The organism is Komagataeibacter europaeus LMG 18890 (genome assembly GCF_000285295.1).
Taxonomy (GTDB): domain Bacteria; phylum Pseudomonadota; class Alphaproteobacteria; order Acetobacterales; family Acetobacteraceae; genus Komagataeibacter; species Komagataeibacter europaeus.
The window spans coordinates 1-17,491 of sequence record NZ_CADP01000065.1; the positions used below are offsets into that span (position 1 = coordinate 1).

A 17,491-nucleotide genomic window follows, 5' to 3' on the forward strand; every position below is an offset into this window, starting at 1 on the left:
CTGCGGCAGTTTCGGCCACCATATCAGGACGGCTTCGCGTTCAATGGCCGGACGGGTCGGATCCTGCAGGATGTTGCATAAGGCGCAGACAGGCCCGGGTCCGTCACCATGCCATGGAAACCTGCGACCAGGCGTTATCAGGCCGCAGCACGCACATGTGAAAAGGCCCGGCTCACCCATCTCCCCGGCGTCTGGCGCTGACGGATCCCATGGGCGCGGCAGCAGCCGGAAAGACTGTGTGAGACGGGCCATTGCGATCGGGTTCCTAGCCGCCGCTCGTGAATTGATAGGCCTGAGCCTGCGTACCAACGGTTGCCGAGCCACCGGACGCGGTGTTGGCAGCCTTGTTGATCCACTGCGGACCCGTTGCGAAAAGACCGCACAGCACGATGCCGGCGATTGCCATACCGACCTTTCCGGGCGAACGGTTCTGTTCGTTGCGGCTCTGCCAGGCCGCCCATACGCCGCCGATGAAGCAGATGAAGGCAGCGACATACATGCATGCAGCAGCGACAAAGCCGCCCGCTGTCAGTCCCTCCTGGGCGGTGGCCTGCATCTGGGCCCCGATACCGTTTGCGCTGCCGGTTGCGGATTGGGCCAGCGCATGGCTGGCAATGAGGATCGGGACGGCCAATGTGCCAAGTGCCGTGACGGCACGCTGTCTGTATCCGGCCCGTTGTGTCACCAGACGCGTCAGTCGCGCCGCGCTGGTGATGCCTGTGCGAGAGAGGTTCATGGTCGAGGGCTCCGTTGAAAGAGGGATCATGTCCCCCGAATCATTGTTCTGTCGGCAACATGCGACTTCGAACGCTTTCTTTGCGGACAGGACCTAGCCGGACGTTGTCCAGTGGCTCAGGATCCAGGTTGCTTCCTTGACGGGATTGAGGAGGATCACGCCGAAAACGAACTGGATGAGGCAACTGAGTTTTGAGCGGTTTGTTTTTCCGGTCGCCGACGCGTTCCACGCAACGACCGCCATGAACGCCGCCCAGGCGCCGAACATTTCGAAGAACAGGGCGAAATCACTGACGATTGACAGGATGGCATCCTCTGGGCCTGTCCCGGAAATGACGCTTCCGGTCGCGGCATCCGTATAACCGGTGACAGAAGCTCCCAGCGAAACCTGCGTATCGAGACCGGCAGAGGTGGTGGACTTGGTGAGTATCCTGTCAAAAGTGGCGAAGACGCCGGACAGGACAATCCCGATCCAGGGCACCCAGGGACGGCCGACGAACGGGTTCAGGGGCTGGCGCTGCTGCCATAATCCCCATGCCCCGGTCAGGAAGGCAATCCACGCTGCAATATAGCAGGCCATTGGCAGCAGCCAGGCCATGGCGAGAGCGAGATCGTTGACGAGGTTGACCAGACCTTGCACGTCGATGTGTCCTTGCCTTACTGGATGATGCCGCGTTCAGCCTGGATTACCCACATCGTGCCGCGTTGAGAGATGGCGCGCACACGACCATATCCGCGGAGATCGGTGCCGATTTCGATTTCGGACTGTGGCGGTTGCCCGACCGGCGCCGCATCGTCTTGCACCATGGCAAGCTGGGGAGATGCAGCAAGTATCCGGTAGTGCGGCGTCCATGTCGGGGGCGGAGCAGGAGGCGCCTGGCGCATTCTCGCTGTCCGGGACGCTGGAGATTGCGGCGGCGTTGGCGCCTGCTGCGGCTCGGCCGCCGCTGCTTCCAGGGCTGCCCGTGCCTTGTCGGCTGCGGCACGTGTGGCGGCCGGTCCATCTGACGGGGGCGCTTCGGCGTCGGCCACGGCTCGTTTCGCTTCGAGGAGCGACATCCGGCGGTTGAGATCCGAAGCCTTTGCCGTATCTGCGATACGCAGCCGGTCAAGATCCTGCCGGAGTGCTGCGATGTCGCTGCGGGTCCGCTGCACCAGTGCTGCTTCTTCCGTCACAAGCTTCAGCACCTGCAACTGGTCATCCGATGTCATGGGAGCCGCTTGCAGGCGGGTCGCTTTCTGGACCGCATCGTCGGTCGGAACAGCCTTTTCGATGCCGATATCGTGTCTCTGCGCAGGCGTGTTCTCGGTCGGCATAGTTGCCGGTGTTGGGACGGCGGGATGGGGCGGCTTTTTCATAGCAAGGAGTGCCTTGAGATCCTCATCTGTAGCCGAGACCTGAGGTGCCGGGGGTGATGGCAATGATGTAGGTGAGTGCCCCGGCGCTGGAGACGCTTTGGGGCCTGATGGTAGCGGGGCGGAAATCACTCCGACTTCCTGGCCTAGGGGAGACGCCTGCCTCTTTGCTATGCCCATCACGAGGAAGAGGGAGAGCAGACTGCCGACGGCAGTACCCGCGATGATGACCTGCCTGCGGCGCGGAAGCGCCCTGAAAAGGGCCATTGCATGTGGAACGGGTCGGTTCCTGTCAGGTGCTGCTGTCACAGGTTGCGGGTGAGGGGAGGGAGGCTCGGCAATTATGTCCGCCTCGGGCGAAGGGTCAGGCTCGGGCGTCGTGGCCAGCTTGCGAAACGGAACAGGTTCAGTGCCGCGATCCGCGCTGAACGGATCCCGGGACGTCGTTGCGGTTGCGGCTGAGGTCATGGTGAATGCTGCCTTCTGGTAGAGAGTGCAGAATTCGCCGATATCATGCGACCGGTGCCCGAAAACTTACTTCTTCATGACGACGTCCGACATGAAGATCACGCCAACACTGACCTGAGCGGCAAGATTTACGCGCGGCTGGGTCGGCATCTGCTGCATGAGCGCGCTATTGACCTGCGAGGCCGCCGCACCAGCCGCTACACCCAGTTGTTGCGGAAAATTCAGTGACTGGACGTAGTTGACGTTGCCGAGGGCTCCGATCGAACCGGTTGTGTTCGACGTCATTTCGATCGCCTGCCCGAGACCCTGGACAAAGGCGGCAGCGGCGGGAAGAACAAAGCGCTCAACGTATAGCTGGTCAACGCTTGAGGCCACCGCAGCTTCCATGGTGTCCGGTGCAACCACCATACCTTCGACCTGGATCGGGGTCGGATCGTTTTTATGGAAGACCTGATCAACACGGACAACCAGCCGGTTCAGATGTCCCCCGGCCCTTCTGACGGATGCTTTCATCCTGTCGCCAGCGAGTGGACCTGAATCAGCCTCCAGGATGATTTCTCCCCCGAGATCGCTGTTGGTTGCTGAAACCGTATGGGCGTAAATCCCCCGCCCGGCAGGAACAAGGACGCGGGAGAGGGCCGTCTGGGAATTTGCTGTCGCCGCCGAAGTTATTGAAGGGGAGACCACCGGTTTTTTTGTCTGTTCCCTTCCGGTTTCCGTCTTTTCATACAGGACATTTGTGACAGGAAAGCGTCCATCAAGACGGCCCGCGAGATCCATGATCGCATGTCTGTATGCGGTGATGGCGTCCTTCTGGAGCTGCGGGTCACGTGGCATGGCGGCGCGGAAGGCTGCATCCGTTTGCACTGGTACGACGGGAACGCTTGGCACGACCTCAGGCGCGTGCGGGGCTGGCGCTGCGGCGGCCCTGGCCATCGCCGGGTTGACGTCCGCCCCGACCTCCTGGGCGACCGGGGGCGGGGGAAGCTTGTCGTCGGGATGGGTGGGCGTGCCCGGTGCAATATCGGGTGAATACGACTGTCCCGCAGTCTGTGCCCGACCTGCCTCGTCGCGGATCTGATCTTCGCGGAGTTCCTGCTGGCGCGGATTGGAATTCAGGCCCCCGGGCAGGGGGTTGGCGGCGGGCGGCCTGCCGGGGTCCGAGCGTGGAAGCTCCTTACGGTGGATGGTGGAGATGAGGAGCGTGACGCCAAGAACGGTGCCGATACTCCCAAGGATTGCGAGCAGACGCCGGTTTCCGCCCCGCGACGCATCACTGAACAGCTGGTTGAATCTGGGTTTCATCACTGTGCGTCCCTGATATGGGCCGAGACCGTCCGTCCCGCATCGGAGAGAAGGACAACGGGGGACTCATGGAAGGCATAGAGCGTGTATCCCCCTTCACCGTGCTCCATGCTGTCCGAGGAGGGCGTCATGAGGTGAAGGCGCGTGCGAAGATAGACCTCGTTTCCAATCCGCCATGCGCGCACGTCATCGGGTGAAATACCCTCGACGGCCAGCGGAATGGCTGACGCTGGTGGGATGCCGCTTAGCATGGCGTTCATGTAGGGCTCGCCTGTCGCAGGCACTCCGGGGCGGCTGTCGACCGGCTCCCGGGCATTGGGTCCTCCCTCGGACATGCGAACGGTCAGGTTGTCATCGTAGGATCCACGCCCCGCGATCAACAGGAAGGAGACCGGCTTTGGCGCGTTCTGAAGCGTTACGAGCAGTCCACCTCTGGGCTGGAGCGACATCGGTTCGATATTGATGGTATTGGAACCCTTGAAGGGGACGCAGGTATAGAAACCTGTTGTCTCAACCGCAGGATTCCCGGCTGATGCGCCGCTTTTGCCGGAAGCACAGTTCGTGCTGCCGTCCGGGTTGGCGGAATTGCCAGATGTATTCCATGCGATCGGCCAGGGCTGTCCCGTGCTGTCCACGAAGGACAATGCGGTCGGATACCCTTTTGTCGTAAAGATCAGGCTTGTCTGCTGACCAGGCGCAAAGGAGACACGGATCGCCGGGCGCGCATTAGGGGTCGCGAATTCCGTGCCGACCTGCTCCGTGGCACGACGCACATCCTTCAGGCGTTCCCCCAGCCGAAGGATTTCTTCGGGCGTGAAAGGAATGGCCTCATGCTCGGCTTCATCTTCGGCTGCCTGATCCTGATCGTCTGCAGGTGTCGTTGCTGCAGGCCCGGGCTGTGATGGCTGCTGTGCGAGTGCCGCAAGTGGCAGGATGAACAGGGTCAGCGGAAAGAGAGAAAGAATTCGCACGGCTGTCACTCCCTCCCCGACGAGACGACAAGCTGTTCGATGGCCAGTCCATCCGGGTGATCCAGGTCCTCCACGCGATCAATCGTCACGGTTGCCATCAGCATTTGCGTATTCTGCTGGTTGACGTTTTCGCAGGTCTGGATGAAAGGAAACTGTATTACGTAGCGCGAGTGTCCCTGCACGACTGTCTCGGCGCGTACGGTCGCGGCCCGTGTCGGCTGCGCGTAACAGAGCAGTTTTGCATCTCTGAGTTTCGCCAGATTCCCCTGCGTAATGAAAGACTTTGCAAAGGTGTTCCATCCGTTGAGCGTGTAGTGAGCGCCCGCGGTGTTCATCTGGGTTGGAAAATCACGATAGTTGATGTTGTAGGGTGCGATCGCCCATTTGACGGCCCAGCCGAGAAGCTGGTCCTGGCCAAGTACCGGACTGGTGAGGGCCACGGCCGGTCGGGGAGCATTCTGGCCGTCAACGTAGAAATAGAGGGGTGTGGGCGGGTGTGCACGGATATAGGCGTCGTGCGCCGCGAAAACGATGACCACGCCCGCCAGTGCGATGTTGAGCAGCAGTGATCTGTCTACAACAATCCCCTGAAAGTCGGGGTCGGTAAGCCGCCTGGTTACTGCGGAATTAAACAGCCGCATGGCGCGCCTCCCTTACGGGGGCATGAAAAAAGGTGGTCATCACTCTACTCTCATTTCCCGACGGTGATGAGAGCAGGCTGGAAGTCTATCTTGCGACCAGCACGTTTTTTCTTTGACGGTTCCCGCTACTACTCAGGCGGCAATGCCATGCGTGGCGGCAATGCTGCGGCGGTATCGTCTGCTGACACGGTCGCCCCCCTTGCGGGTGGTCCAGAAAAAGCATCCGCTCTTGCAGAGGCATTCCCGCCGGATGTAGTGGTGTTCGCCGATATAATATTCGGCCCTCGCATGAATGAACCAGGGCACTTTGGCGCCGCGTCGTGGCGGAAGCTGCTCCCAGCAGCTTTGGGATTTCAGCGCGCTTTCCGAAATAAGGAAGTCCCGCGCAATTTCACGCGGGTTCTGAAATGCAAAATGGCGGTAGGCGATTTCAATGTTGGCGGCCTCGTGCCACCGTACCTTGTCTCCGCCCTTATGTCCTGTGAGGGTCAACCTGTTGAGGCTGTTCCTGACAAGCCATGTCCGTCCCCGCCGGGCTTCATGAGGAAGCAGGGAGGCTTGTTCCCATGTCAGGACAGCTTCGGGATCTGCGGGAATGGCGCTCCGCTTTTCGGCAAGTATGGTCTCCGCCTGTATTTTTGAAAGCCTGATGCGCGGTGGCAGGCCAAGCTGCTTTCTTTTTGCACGCACGCTCCCGGCCGAGCGGCCAAGCATCTCGGCTATGTCGGCGGTTTTATCACCACAGAGCCACCGTTGGCCGAGGATGAGTAGCTGGGTCCTTGTCCACGCTCCCCTGCGCGTAGACGCTTCATAAAGAGCATTCTGGGGTCGGTCGGCCCATTGCGCAACTGACTCTTGCACATCCTGCACTGTCAGGGTGAGCATTGTCGCCACAAGGACCTCGTCGCGCAGCCTGGCATAAAGGGCGCGTGTCATTTCTGGTGTGGGATAGGTCTGAAGCCATGTAAACAGACCGTGTTTTATGACCTGGCCGAACGATGCTGACTTCATGGCGGTATGCCCTCGTCATCGCGTTTTCGGGATAGGCTACGTGTTTTGGGAATAATATCTCTTAAGCGTTATATAACCGTCAAGAAATAAATAGCGCAGAACGCGCCAATATGACTCCAGACGCGGTTTCCGGTCCACGTTGGTGATCCGCCGGGGCACATCACCTGGAATGGACAGCCCAAGGCATAGGGTCTGCCATAAGAAAGGAGACCCCTTTCCTGACAGTCTTTATACCTTCATGCACCCGGTCAGTGGTTTGCGATATCGTCGAGGTGACCAATAATGGATTCGAGATCAGCGAGGGCTTCGAGTTGTGATTGCGCGGACATTGCCCACGCGGTCATGTCCAGGGAACGCAAAAGATCTGCGTCGTCATGTATTCCCGGGATCAGGTAATAAACGGAGACGGCCAGGCCTTCGGCGATGCGATAAACCGTTTCAAGGCTCGGATTTCTCAGCCCTGCTTCAATCAGGCTCAGGCTGGTCAGGGAAACATGTGATTTATGGGCGATCTGGCTCGCTGTTGCCCCCTGAAGCGTCCTGAAGATCTGAATCCTGCGCCCAAATATCTCGAGGAGGTCCTGCCGTTCCCCCGAGGTGAAGGCGACACTGTGTGAATAATGATCGATCGGCAATCTGGCCGGTATTTCCAGCAGGTTAAACGTTTTGGAAATATTGCCAATAATGTCGCGTAATTTCTGGATTGCCAGATTGTAGTCCGAACACTGCTTCATGGTCTTTTTCAGCTGCGTGGCGGATGCCACCAGATCCAGATGGGCAAACCATGTACCTTCTGGTGCACCTTGCGGAAGAATATCGCGCGGATCTATTTCAAATACCCGTAGCAGCGCCGATAATGTTTCCAGGGAAACCGGACGACCTGCTTCGATGCTCCGTATGACCGATACATTCAACCGTGCCAGTTTGGCGAGGTGCACCTGCGTCCAGTCAAGCGCCGTCCGCCTGTCATAAATGATTTCCCCGATGTCTCTATATAATTGGCCGGATGCAAATAAAGCCTCGGCTTGCATCTTGCCATTGTCATGGGACATTTTCGTTTACTCTCACGGCGGGCGTTTTCCTCAGCAAAAGAAACTTCCAACATCCAGAAGATATCGACTGGCCGCGTCCTGACAGGGGATCAGCCGTGACGGAACGTCATGATAGTCGAGTTGGAGCCCGCAAAAAAGGTGTCTGAGGTCGCAAAGGCCGCTGCTCTGGTCAGGAGAACTTGATGGAGACACTCATATGCCTGTTATGTCTGCCGTGGTTATGGCGCTGGCCTTTGGCCCCATATCTGCCACACCAGCCGCGTTTCATCTGGTCCAGACAACCTCTCCGGAAACTCCGCCCCGGCCGGCATTGACGTTGCCGTCAACGGGGACAACTGGCGGGGAGACCTTACCCCCATCGGGAGACACTGGTCAGGAAGGGCCGGGCGTATTGCCGGGTACTGGTACGGATCCTCGAACATCCGGGGCTGTTCCAGCCCGTCGATATTTCCATATCGCCAGTGGATACGGAAAGCAGGTTCCACTTGGCTTCGCCGTACGCCAGATCGTTCCGCATGGGGTGCGCGTCGTGTTCGCGGCGGACGTGGACACCAGCGTTCCTGTTGACTGGCAGGGCGGCCGGGAATGGAACAAGGTTCTGGCGACCACGGTAGCCCAGGCGGGCGACGTCATTGATGTTGGTCATAATAAAGTCGCGGTCCGACGTCGAATTCGCTGACCGGTCGCATGATGGCCCGACACCTTCGTCGTAATCACCCGAGGAAGGTTCCATGAACAAGCCCTCATCCGTCCGGAAATCCGGACCTTCTTCCCCGATGCCCAATGTCTCCCTTGCGCTGGATGCGCTCGGCGAGATCTGGCGCATCAGGGGCGGAAAGGACGTCATCGCGATGTTGGACAATGATATGACAGCGAGGACGGCCTGGCACGCCATCCTCGCTGGTGTCGCGCCACATGAATGGCCTGATCTGGTCAACTCCCTTGACGCGCTGATCCCCTATCTGCGCGGCCGCAGGGACCTGTTGTCGGCGGACAGCCCTTTTGGACGGGGCGTGATCTCGGAAAGCAGGCGCCACGCGCTTCATCGCCTTCTTGCTCCGGAAAGGATTGCCCTGCTGGAGGCTGTGACGCGTCCGGCCACACGTCAGGAGGCCGCATGATCGATCTGCGCTTCCGTGTCCTGTTGTCAGTGGCTGCCGCTCTTGTATCGATACAGGGGCATGCGCAGACCACGTCATCAGGCGCCTCTGGTGCCACGACATCGACGGGAAGCGTCGGCTGCGCCGCCCTGACCCAGGCGGCGGCAACAGCCGTAAACGAACGCGTCCAGGCCAACGACGCCTATGAAAAGCAGCCGGATAGCGTCAACGGCCTGTCCTGCCTGAGCAATTTTTTCAACGGCACCGGATTGAATCTCATCACGAACGGCCTTGACCCCGCGGCCCTGCTGCAGGCCGTCGAGGGCCAGATAGGTGGCCAGGTCTGTCAGGCAGCACAGGCCGCATGGGGTAACGCCATGGGGTCGACCCAGTGCGGACTCAGTCTGTCGGGCGTTAACCTGGGGCTCGGTTTTGGCTCGAGTAGCGGGCTCATGTGCCCGAGCCTGAGTTTCGGTGGTGGTGGTCCGCCAATTGCGACCGCCATTGCGGGGACGTCGAGCGGTACGACTGATCTGTATATCAACGGATCTCCCCAGCTTCCGACCGGATACAGCCTGAGCAATCTCGTGGACGGAGTGTTCTGATGCGCAGGCTGCAGATGGTTATCATTGGTGCTGCTTCGTGCGTCTGCGTGCTGGCAGTCACGCCGCGTCCGGCATATGCGCTTTTCAGTGACGCCGCGGTCGTTGCAGCGATCAAGCTTCTTCAGGCGTTCACGGGCAGCGCCCTCGATACGATGACGAAAAACCTGACAACCAGCATCGATTCAAACCTCAGTAGCCTTACAAACCCCAATTCCGTGGCGTCTCTCCTGACGAAGGGCTTCACGCAGGTTGCCAATTACGCAAAAGCCCAGGTTGGTGCCCAGTCGCAACTCATGGATGCCCAGGACGCGGCGATGGCCGGTTTTCTACGGCGCCAGCAGGAAACCGGAATCCGGGACGAGCATATGATGAACCCGGAATTCTGCGCGGGCCTTGACGCCCAGCAGTCTACCGTGGCGGCGTCCAAAGCGGCGCGCTCTGCGGTGTACGCCATTGCGACCGTGAGCGATCCCCGCGGTGAGGCAGGCCAGGGCACGCCCTCCTATTACGGCAAGTCGCAGGGCACGGATGCGAACATGTCCCTGCACCTCAAGCGCTACTGTTCATCCGACGACGTGGCGCAGGGGCTCTGCTCTTCCGTGTCCCGGCTGCCGAACGCCGACCAGCGTGCCGCCAGCCTGTTCGGCGCTGATACCCTGTCCGCGGATGGCGCAGTGGATGCCGCCAATGATTATGCGACCACGCTCATCCAGCCGGTCGCGCCGGCGGCCCTGCGTGGCGAGCAGCTGTCCAGCCTTCGGGGACGTGAAGCCGCAACCCGCCGCCGGTCGTACAACAGCCGTATGTCTCTTGCCCGCTGGGTCACGGGCTACGTCACATCTCTTGGCGTGCCGTCTGTCACGCTCACGCGGGACCAGAAGGCTGAAATGACGGCCGAGGGGCTCACGCCGCTCGACAAGGCGTCGTGGCTGCAGGCCATGGCGCTGGAAGTTAATCGCAGGGTCTCCAGCGTAAGCTGGAACGCCTCGCTCCAGGCAATGCCTCCCGCGTCCGTCATGCGCGAGGTCGCCACCGAAATGGCGCAGGCCAATTACCTGGCACTCCAGAACTACCGCCTCAGTCTCTATCTGGCGACCATGGGGGCTACCCGGGTCGCACAGGAAGAAGAGGTCGCCTTCAAGGACGGCCTCACCCCGATGCCGTCTCCCACGATCAACCCATAAGAGGTCCGTCATGTCTGAGGCCCAGCAGAAAACCGGTGATATAGAAGATGTGCTGAAAACCCTCGATCGCGTGCAGTCCGAATACAGAAAGCAGGCGCCCGGGCAGGCCGCCGCATATGATCGGCTGCGGCAGGAATCCCGTGGGCCTGACGTCCAGAATGATCCTGGGTTCCGTACGCGCATCGCGTACGCCGTGCAGGATGTAGAGCGCCTTTTGGGACCGACGCTCGAAAAGGAGCATCCTCTCCGCGCCGAGATGACAGAGCGCGCGGCACATTATCCAGGTTTGGAGGAGCCTGTCGTGGCTGCGATGATGCGTGAAACGCATCGCCTTCAGCAGCCAGAAGTAAACGCGATCCGGACACTTGCCAGCGAGCTGGTTGAAGGACATCAGGATCCGGACCACCCGGATATCGCGCACACAATCGATAGCCTGAGGGCGACCATCTTTCCCGAACCAGGGCGCCAGCCAGCGCCAGGTCATGACCATGCTGCCGGGTCTGCGCACGATGAGAAAGGTCAGGCGGACAAAACCCGTGGAATGGCGTCGCCGGGGGAGGGCGCTCCGCCAGGACCGGAGCAGTCGGCCAGCAGCCAACCCGGACAGACCCATACGATGGATCCTCAGAAGGATTTTCAAGAGAAACAGACAGGTTCGGCAAAAGATGCGCCGGAAAGCCGATCGACGATGGATGGCAACGGCACAAAGGAAAAGGCGGCAGCGAACACACGGGAAACGAACGCGGCGGCCAAGGATCAGGAGGACGTCAAGGTTATTCGCGGTGGGGGCTTTGCCCGCCTTGCGGAAGCGATTGCCTCGCGCATTGATAGCCAGCCTGCGAACCCGGCATCATCGTGGATGGAAAAGGCCGTCGATTTCAGTACCCGGCTGCACACCGCGCGTGACGAAAAGAGCCTGGAGGCGACCGAACGTCTGGGAAAGCAGGCGGTGGAGGCCCTGCGTGACCTCAGGGAGCGGCCAGCTTCCTCCATCATGGCGGCGATTTCAGATGCAGGAAAGGGCGACCCTGACGGTGTTGCCGGTGTGTTGTCGGAGATGAAGGCCGGTGGCCGGTATGCGGATCTGCATAGCCAGTTTGTGACGGAGAAACAGAATAACCAGGCATTTGCGGCGCAACTGGAGAATGTCACCAGCAAGCTCGAAGCCTACGGAAAGGGAAGGGACGCCGCCGAGGCAACAGGCCAGCGCATGGGAATGCCCGGCAGTGTGACGCAGCGCTTCACCCAGATCGATGCCGAGATCGGCAGGACTGCTGCCGAAGTGCCCGGAAAAAAAGAGGGGGCCAGTGCGCTGGAAGACATGAGCGAGAAGGTCCGCGAGATGATGCACAAGGCTGTGACTGCAGTCACGGATTTCATGACGCGGATGAAGCCCGGTCCCACCGCCAGTCCTGCGCCGTGACTTCGCCGCTGGAGGACAAACCATGACGCCCTTTCGTCGCCCTGTATTCGCCATCCTGCCGCTTCTGTTTCTGTCGGCTCTTACCGTGTCCGCGGCAGCGCAGACGGTTGTCGCGACCGGTTCGGGAGATGCAGCCAGCAGCACGGGCTATAACGTGACATGGGACCTGCTTGATCCGGGCAGTGACTGGGCGGCGCAGGTCATCCGGTCTGTATTCCCGGTTTTCGGCCAGGATACGGGCGCGCCCAGCATCGGCAACGAGGCGACCGTCATAGGAACCATGATCGGGTGGTTCTCCGGGTTTGTCATGGCATTTGCGATGGCGGTCGTAAGCTATATCTACTTCATGAACATCCACCGGGGTGCAGAAACAGCGCAACTCCTTGGTAACAACCAGACCAGCATGTCGATCGTGCGGATCGGGATTGCGGCCATCCTGATGTGGCCGCTGCCGACAACCGGCTTCAATGCAGCGCAGGCCGTTGTCGTGCAGGGCTCGCTCTGGGGCATCGGTATGGCGAAGGTCGTTTACGACAAGGCGAAGCAGGCGATCGGACCAGACGGCAAGGTCATTGCACAGCCCCTTATCCCCGGCACAAAGGGGATTGTGACCGGCCTTGTAAAAAATGAGTTCTGCCGGGCCATTATTAACATTGCTGCGAATAACACGAGCCTGATTGCAGCCCCGACCGGGCAGACCGTCCTGTCCGTGACCGGCGGAAAGATGGGGATCATCAACTATTCTTACAATATGGCAGCCGGCGCAGGAGACGGGACACCAGTTTGCGGGGCCGTAAGTCTGCAGGCGCCCAATACTGACGCAGTGAATCTGGCCGGTTTCCAGGTCGACCAGGCGGGTATGCAAAAGCAGGTCCTTGATTCCGTGATCCTTGGCGACATTCGCAGCCAGGTTGAACAGGTGGCGCAGAAGTACTGGCAGACCAAAACGACAACGTCCTTGGCCCCACTCATGACCATCATCGTCAATGCCACCAACGATTATGCGTCGCGTCTCACGACGCAGGCGGCACAACTGCGTTCGAAGCTTCAGGACACGGTCAATAATCAGACGCTCGCGCTTCACCAATGGGGAATTTCGACGAACGGAGATGCGGTCAACACCAGCAGCCAGATGGATACTCTCGGGTGGACTGGCGCAGGAGCCTACTATCTCGAATTCGCGCGCCTCAATGGCCAGACCCTGTCTCTCATGACCGCAACGCCAACCATCACCACGCCATCCTATTCCGGTCTCGGAAACTATCTTGCCTCGGACATTGCGCCCCTGGTGCAGTCTGCGGACACCTTTATGGAGAACATTGACAGCATGGTTGCAACGCAGGATGGCGTGACCGCGCCAGGCGGGAATGCTGACCTGTACACAGGAGCGATACCGGGCGGAGACGGTGCGGGTGTGCTCGACCAGCTGTTCCGCGCCCTGCACCTGAATGATTACGCCCTGCAGATCGTGACCGGATTTATCGAGCCGTCCGGTACGAACGGCTACTGGACGGATCCGTTTGGCAATCTCATGTCACTTGGCAACTGGATGATCACGACCGCCCTTCTCACCATGGGCACTGCGTCGGTTCTTTCTTCTACGGCCGGCACCGTCGGTATTGGCGTGCTGTCGCTTCTGAGCGGAAATCCTGAAGGTGCCGTTGCGGCAGGGGCCGGGCACGCACTGATGCACTTTTTTGGCGCGCCGATTATCGGCGGCTGTTTCGCCATGCTTATGCCAGGCCTCACCATCGCCTATGTCATCCCGATGATCCCGTTTGTCATGTGGATGTTTGCCGTGGCTGGATGGTTCATCATGGTCTGTGAGTCCGTGATTGCAGCGCCTCTGTGGATGCTCGCGCATATGACCATGAACGGGGAGGGGCTGCACGGTCATGCAAAACAGGGTTATGCCCTTCTGTTCAATGTCATCTTCCGGCCGGTGCTGATGCTGTTCGGACTTTTCCTTGGATATTTTATATTTGATTCAGTGTCGTGGCTGATCCACATGTGTTTCGGCATTGCGGCCGGACTGGTGCTGTCAAACGGCTGGATTGTGAGCAACTTCCTCGGCATGATTGTTCTGGTCAGCCTGTTTGTCATGATTCATGTCACTTTGGCGTTCATTTCATTCAGGATGATCTCGATCCTACCCCAGCGGGTTCCCGCCATGATCGGATTTGGTGACGTGGACCGGGTCGACATCGACCAGTTCAGCCGGGACGCCGCCGTTGTCGGTATGGCGGGCACGTTGCTCTCGATTCAGCAGTCGCTCGGTGGGAGCGATCGAACTGCGACCCAGCCTATGGATGATAAAAATAGTAAGCAAATATATACGGGTGCAAATAAAGCTGTAGATACGACAATGAAAAAGATCCTATAGTGCGTTACACTTGGAGGGCATGAAATGTTTGGTGGCAACGGGTTGAGTGGGCCGGCAGGCTTCATACTCGGACGCATGTCGTGTCAGTATAGCGAGAGCTTGCAACGCAATATCCGACAGGCCCTTCATGGTGCTGCTCCGCCGCATTTTAACGAACTCGAAGAGCAGGTTCGGTTAATCAGTCGCTTGACCGAGGCACTTAATCTGGCAAATGCTCACTCCGATAAACTCGAAAGCCAGTTGGAAGACTGGAAAGACTACGCTCATGGCCTGGAATCCCAGATCAGAGAACTGAAAGACCATTTTTGTCGGACGAGTGCTCATGCTGAGCAGCTTGCCAACGATCTCAAAATATCAAGGGAACAGGAAAAAGACCGGGCGCAAGAACTTGAGGCAATCCGTGTCAATTACCGCCGACTCAGCGATGACCATGTCACACTGACAACCAAGGCCGAGAACATGGAACGACGGATTTGGGGCTATCTTTCCATGGAAAATGAATGGAGAAAGCGGCAGTCCTAGTCGCAAGATACTTGGTCAGGATGGTCTCCTCTAAGCGGGAGACCATTCGTGAAACATCTCATTCTACCTCTTGTCCTCTCCCCCTGGCTTGCGGCATGCAGCGCTGGCAACGTGTCGTCTGCTGCCCATGTGCATGGCCCAAAGGCTCCGCCGACCAGGCATGCGCGTTATGATCCGCACGCTGCCTACGGATCGACACGTGTAATCTGGACACCCCCTACGTGCGATCGCGCCGGTACGATCGTCCGGCCTGATGATCCACGGGTGATGCAGGGGCGCGAGGATTATGAACACGCCTCTTGGGCAACAGGCGCTCAGGGCGGCGACAAGAACGCGCCTCCCGGGACGTTCTGAGTGCTCCGCCGATCCTATCTATTCACCAGCGCAATGCAGATGGACTTGCGCTTACGGCTTGCGGGGAATGAGGCTGTCGGCGGTCGCGACAAATTGGCGGGCGGAACACAGGCGGCGTTCGCGGATCTGCCAGTTGAGCCACGCGTTCTGAAACGCCACGAGTGCCAGAAATGTCCAGAAGGGTGCGAACTCCAGCGCAGCAAGGAGTTGGGTGCCCTTCCAGTGGGAAAGGAGCATCTCTCCGGCCCAGCCAAGAATCAGACCTACAGCGAGCATACTGGCAGCAAGCGCCCGCCTGTATGTCTCATGCTGTCTCTGATCGAGTAAGATCGCCACAACGCGGGGTTCGACGCCATATTCGGCAGCGATCGCGGCGATATCAATAGGGGTACCGTCTGGCGCCCGCGGGCCCTGCATACCGGCTTTTGGCATCAGTAATGCCTTCCCGAGGGCTTCAATCAGCGCGGCATTTCTCGTTACATCGGACCAGGCGACCAATGTACGTGGATCGCCAATCACCAGCCGGGCCACCTTGCGCGTTCTTGCAAAAAAACGCCGCGGGCCGGTCTGGTCCTGTCGTGTCTTCATTGCGAGACCGAGGTCAGAAACGTGGCGACATCCGTGGGAACGCCGTCGAGCCGGCCGATCCTGCCATTGCGGTGCATCCAGACGAAGGTTGGGGTCCCTGTGAGCCCTATCCGCCGTGCAATCTCGGTATTGCGGGCAAGCTTCTCCTCACTATCCGGTTCAGGTGCTGTCAATCCTGGGTTTAGGCGACCGTTGACCCACGCTTGTGCCATCTCGTTTGCCGGAAGCGACAGCATGGCTCTCGCATTGACGGTGCTGGCGCCATTATCCTCGTAATCAAGCAATGACAGCGGGACTATTTTCAGGCGAACTTTCCCTGCATCGATTGCGGGCTGAAGGATATGCATCGCCTTCATCGAGTAGATACATTGCGGGTCTATGAACATGATGACTTCCGGGGCTGAAGGTATCCCTATAAGGCCTCCCGAGAGACCCGGGAGCCCGGACTGTTCGTTAGCGTCGGCTGAAGCGCCAGAGATACTGATTTCCGGGACGGCTCCAGGAATGCCCCTGATCTGGTCTCTCGTGATGTCCTGTCCGGTGGCGCCCCACATGCGGGCAGCGACTGCTGCCTTGCCATCCGGGGTCGCATAGACGACCTGAAAACGGTTATCTGCCCGAACAAACATTCCCCTGATGCCATCGACCGGCGCGAGATCGTGGGCGCGCGATCCGGCCAGGGAACGTAGGGTGTCGTAGGGGACCGGGATCAGCGTGCCGCTAAGCACGATCGCATGGCTTTCCGGAGCGAAAAAGACGAGGAGTTCGTTCCGGGTATGGGCGATGCCAGCTTCGAAGCCGTGGAGATCGGGTAGTTTTTCGATGTTGGCCCCTGCGATTCCAAGGTGGGCGACTGCATCGGTCCTACCTTTATCACCATGTTCCAGGGGCGGCCCTATGGTGTCGCTCCTGGACCCAATCGGAGTAGACACAGAGCATTGCTGTCCTCGCGCTGGCGCGTGCATGAGCAGGAGAAATGGCAACACGTAGAAACAGCGCATGGCGGACTCCGGACAATACCTATGTCCTGTACGCCCTGATCATGCGACTGCGATTAAAAAATCATTCCTTGTCGTTCCCCCTTTCTCGAGACAGGGGATTTTCAAAAGCAGGGTTGATCGGGGAGAGAATAAACGTCTCTTCTGCTTCGCTTCCTAACTCGTCGATCGACATCTCGCTTATCATTTTTACAAGAATATCAACGCGGAGCTGCAAATAATGGGAATTCGGGTGGTCGTCTTTCAACTGACGGCCTTTTTCGTGGCAAAGCACCAGAATGGGGTGCAATGATCTTGCCTGCTCACGCTTGGCAGTTGATGTTTTCGCTGGAGAAGCAATGTATTCAATATTGCATCTCAGCGCTAAAATCGCCTGAACCAGCGTCAGGCATAGCTGTCCGGATTGTTCGTCATCGATAAGCTCGAAACGCGAGCGAAGTTCATCAAACTTCATGTCATCCTCACACGGATCAAGACGAACACACTGAAGCAACGCAGTGCACGGTTGCCATGTTTCTTACGGAGCGCTGGAGCGGCATAACCCGATATACTTTGCCATTATTGACGATTTCCGTCGTGATTTAATCTGGTCACCTGGCTCCACGGAATCATGATCAGGATGCTCAATCTACACGATTCCGTCTTGTTGTAACGTATATCTCATTATTGTTACCAAATGTATCGTCTGTATTTTGCGGGCAACGCATGTTCGAAACATGCACAGTGCTCCCTGGCTGATCGATTGACACTCACGCCTGAGTGGCGAGAAAAAGCGTCTTCTACGTCATCTCTCGA

18 protein-coding genes are annotated in these 17,491 nt (G+C 59.0%); 6 read left to right on the plus strand and 12 right to left on the minus strand.

The genetic code is table 11. The annotated features are described in order from the left end of the window. Nucleotides 1-265: 265 nt before the first annotated feature. The 9 genes from GEU01_RS14950 to GEU01_RS14990 all read right to left on the minus strand — a co-directional run bounded on the left by GEU01_RS14950 (nucleotide 266) and on the right by GEU01_RS14990 (nucleotide 8,272). On the minus strand, nucleotides 266-736 hold the full coding sequence (locus GEU01_RS14950; protein ID WP_019086217.1) for a hypothetical protein: 471 nt from the start codon (nucleotides 734-736) through the stop codon (nucleotides 266-268). A 93-nt stretch (nucleotides 737-829) separates the two neighbouring features. Continuing rightward, nucleotides 830-1,375, minus strand: a complete 546-nt coding sequence (locus GEU01_RS14955; protein WP_026018687.1) for a hypothetical protein — start codon at nucleotides 1,373-1,375, stop codon at nucleotides 830-832. Nucleotides 1,376-1,392: 17 nt separating this feature from the next. Beyond that, nucleotides 1,393-2,094 (minus strand): hypothetical protein, encoded by a 702-nt coding sequence (locus GEU01_RS14960; protein WP_232272507.1) that lies wholly within the window; start codon nucleotides 2,092-2,094, stop codon nucleotides 1,393-1,395. Between the two features lie 531 nt (nucleotides 2,095-2,625). Further along, nucleotides 2,626-3,864 carry a DotG/IcmE/VirB10 family protein gene (locus GEU01_RS14965; RefSeq protein ID WP_019086214.1) on the minus strand — a complete coding sequence of 413 codons (1,239 nt, stop codon included), beginning with the start codon at nucleotides 3,862-3,864 and terminating at the stop codon, nucleotides 2,626-2,628. Next, on the minus strand, nucleotides 3,864-4,844 hold the full coding sequence (locus tag GEU01_RS14970; RefSeq protein WP_019086213.1) for a DotH/IcmK family type IV secretion protein: 981 nt from the start codon (nucleotides 4,842-4,844) through the stop codon (nucleotides 3,864-3,866). Before GEU01_RS14970 ends, GEU01_RS14965 begins: the two co-directional genes overlap by 1 nt. After that, complete coding sequence (locus GEU01_RS14975; protein WP_010515538.1) at nucleotides 4,841-5,476, minus strand: DotI/IcmL/TraM family protein; 636 nt, start codon at nucleotides 5,474-5,476, stop codon at nucleotides 4,841-4,843. Before GEU01_RS14975 ends, GEU01_RS14970 begins: the two co-directional genes overlap by 4 nt. A 132-nt stretch (nucleotides 5,477-5,608) precedes the next feature. Continuing rightward, nucleotides 5,609-6,487 carry a hypothetical protein gene (locus GEU01_RS14980; protein WP_026018686.1) on the minus strand — a complete coding sequence of 293 codons (879 nt, stop codon included), beginning with the start codon at nucleotides 6,485-6,487 and terminating at the stop codon, nucleotides 5,609-5,611. Nucleotides 6,488-6,735: 248 nt separating this feature from the next. Further along, nucleotides 6,736-7,539: a helix-turn-helix domain-containing protein gene (locus tag GEU01_RS14985; RefSeq protein ID WP_019086211.1), complete on the minus strand. Its 804-nt coding sequence runs from the start codon at nucleotides 7,537-7,539 to the stop codon at nucleotides 6,736-6,738. 349 nt (nucleotides 7,540-7,888) lie between these two features. Then, entirely contained in the window at nucleotides 7,889-8,272 is a 384-nt protein-coding gene (locus tag GEU01_RS14990; protein WP_019086210.1) for a hypothetical protein, read from the minus strand. Here GEU01_RS14990 and GEU01_RS14995 point away from each other — a divergent pair. From GEU01_RS14995 to GEU01_RS15020, 6 genes are read left to right on the plus strand one after another with little or no spacing between them, the layout of a single operon-like run. Next, nucleotides 8,271-8,660: a hypothetical protein gene (locus GEU01_RS14995; RefSeq protein WP_232272506.1), complete on the plus strand. Its 390-nt coding sequence runs from the start codon at nucleotides 8,271-8,273 to the stop codon at nucleotides 8,658-8,660. The two genes, GEU01_RS14990 and GEU01_RS14995, sit on opposite strands and share 2 nt — an antisense overlap. Next, entirely contained in the window at nucleotides 8,657-9,244 is a 588-nt protein-coding gene (locus tag GEU01_RS15000; RefSeq protein ID WP_019086208.1) for a hypothetical protein, read from the plus strand. Before GEU01_RS14995 ends, GEU01_RS15000 begins: the two co-directional genes overlap by 4 nt. Further along, nucleotides 9,244-10,428 carry a hypothetical protein gene (locus GEU01_RS15005; protein WP_019086207.1) on the plus strand — a complete coding sequence of 395 codons (1,185 nt, stop codon included), beginning with the start codon at nucleotides 9,244-9,246 and terminating at the stop codon, nucleotides 10,426-10,428. Before GEU01_RS15000 ends, GEU01_RS15005 begins: the two co-directional genes overlap by 1 nt. Before the next feature lie 10 nt (nucleotides 10,429-10,438). Further along, nucleotides 10,439-11,851, plus strand: coding sequence for a hypothetical protein (locus GEU01_RS15010; protein ID WP_026018685.1), 1,413 nt, complete (start codon nucleotides 10,439-10,441; stop codon nucleotides 11,849-11,851). Nucleotides 11,852-11,873: 22 nt separating this feature from the next. Continuing rightward, nucleotides 11,874-14,234: a DotA/TraY family protein gene (locus GEU01_RS15015; protein WP_019086204.1), complete on the plus strand. Its 2,361-nt coding sequence runs from the start codon at nucleotides 11,874-11,876 to the stop codon at nucleotides 14,232-14,234. A 24-nt stretch (nucleotides 14,235-14,258) separates the two neighbouring features. Then, nucleotides 14,259-14,756, plus strand: a complete 498-nt coding sequence (locus GEU01_RS15020) for a hypothetical protein (protein WP_019086203.1) — start codon at nucleotides 14,259-14,261, stop codon at nucleotides 14,754-14,756. A gap of 405 nt (nucleotides 14,757-15,161) precedes the next feature. Here the strand turns inward: GEU01_RS15020 and GEU01_RS15025 are convergent, their stop codons facing one another. From GEU01_RS15025 to GEU01_RS15035, 3 genes are all read right to left on the minus strand, one after another. Next, nucleotides 15,162-15,698, minus strand: coding sequence for a hypothetical protein (locus tag GEU01_RS15025; RefSeq protein WP_019086202.1), 537 nt, complete (start codon nucleotides 15,696-15,698; stop codon nucleotides 15,162-15,164). Beyond that, entirely contained in the window at nucleotides 15,695-16,699 is a 1,005-nt protein-coding gene (locus GEU01_RS15030) for a thiol:disulfide interchange protein DsbG (protein WP_019086201.1), read from the minus strand. Before GEU01_RS15030 ends, GEU01_RS15025 begins: the two co-directional genes overlap by 4 nt. Before the next feature lie 61 nt (nucleotides 16,700-16,760). After that, nucleotides 16,761-17,150, minus strand: coding sequence for a hypothetical protein (locus GEU01_RS15035; RefSeq protein ID WP_019086200.1), 390 nt, complete (start codon nucleotides 17,148-17,150; stop codon nucleotides 16,761-16,763). Nucleotides 17,151-17,491 lie beyond the last annotated feature (341 nt).

Excerpts from the sequence above, each read along its gene's own strand:
- GEU01_RS15025 (WP_019086202.1), bottom strand. The coding sequence starts at position 15,698 with ATGAAGACACGACAGGACCAGACCGGCCCGCGGCGTTTTTTTGCAAGA.
- GEU01_RS15005 (WP_019086207.1), top strand. The coding sequence starts at position 9,244 with ATGCGCAGGCTGCAGATGGTTATCATTGGTGCTGCTTCGTGCGTCTGC.
- GEU01_RS14980 (WP_026018686.1), bottom strand. The coding sequence starts at position 6,487 with ATGAAGTCAGCATCGTTCGGCCAGGTCATAAAACACGGTCTGTTTACA.
- GEU01_RS15030 (WP_019086201.1), bottom strand. The coding sequence starts at position 16,699 with ATGCGCTGTTTCTACGTGTTGCCATTTCTCCTGCTCATGCACGCGCCA.
- GEU01_RS14960 (WP_232272507.1), bottom strand. The coding sequence starts at position 2,094 with ATGAAAAAGCCGCCCCATCCCGCCGTCCCAACACCGGCAACTATGCCG.
- GEU01_RS14990 (WP_019086210.1), bottom strand. The coding sequence starts at position 8,272 with ATGGAACCTTCCTCGGGTGATTACGACGAAGGTGTCGGGCCATCATGC.
- GEU01_RS15035 (WP_019086200.1), bottom strand. The coding sequence starts at position 17,150 with ATGAAGTTTGATGAACTTCGCTCGCGTTTCGAGCTTATCGATGACGAA.
- GEU01_RS14965 (WP_019086214.1), bottom strand. The coding sequence starts at position 3,864 with ATGAAACCCAGATTCAACCAGCTGTTCAGTGATGCGTCGCGGGGCGGA.
- GEU01_RS14975 (WP_010515538.1), bottom strand. The coding sequence starts at position 5,476 with ATGCGGCTGTTTAATTCCGCAGTAACCAGGCGGCTTACCGACCCCGAC.
- GEU01_RS15010 (WP_026018685.1), top strand. The coding sequence starts at position 10,439 with ATGTCTGAGGCCCAGCAGAAAACCGGTGATATAGAAGATGTGCTGAAA.
- GEU01_RS15015 (WP_019086204.1), top strand. The coding sequence starts at position 11,874 with ATGACGCCCTTTCGTCGCCCTGTATTCGCCATCCTGCCGCTTCTGTTT.
- GEU01_RS14950 (WP_019086217.1), bottom strand. The coding sequence starts at position 736 with ATGAACCTCTCTCGCACAGGCATCACCAGCGCGGCGCGACTGACGCGT.
- GEU01_RS15020 (WP_019086203.1), top strand. The coding sequence starts at position 14,259 with ATGTTTGGTGGCAACGGGTTGAGTGGGCCGGCAGGCTTCATACTCGGA.
- GEU01_RS14995 (WP_232272506.1), top strand. The coding sequence starts at position 8,271 with ATGAACAAGCCCTCATCCGTCCGGAAATCCGGACCTTCTTCCCCGATG.
- GEU01_RS14985 (WP_019086211.1), bottom strand. The coding sequence starts at position 7,539 with ATGTCCCATGACAATGGCAAGATGCAAGCCGAGGCTTTATTTGCATCC.
- GEU01_RS15000 (WP_019086208.1), top strand. The coding sequence starts at position 8,657 with ATGATCGATCTGCGCTTCCGTGTCCTGTTGTCAGTGGCTGCCGCTCTT.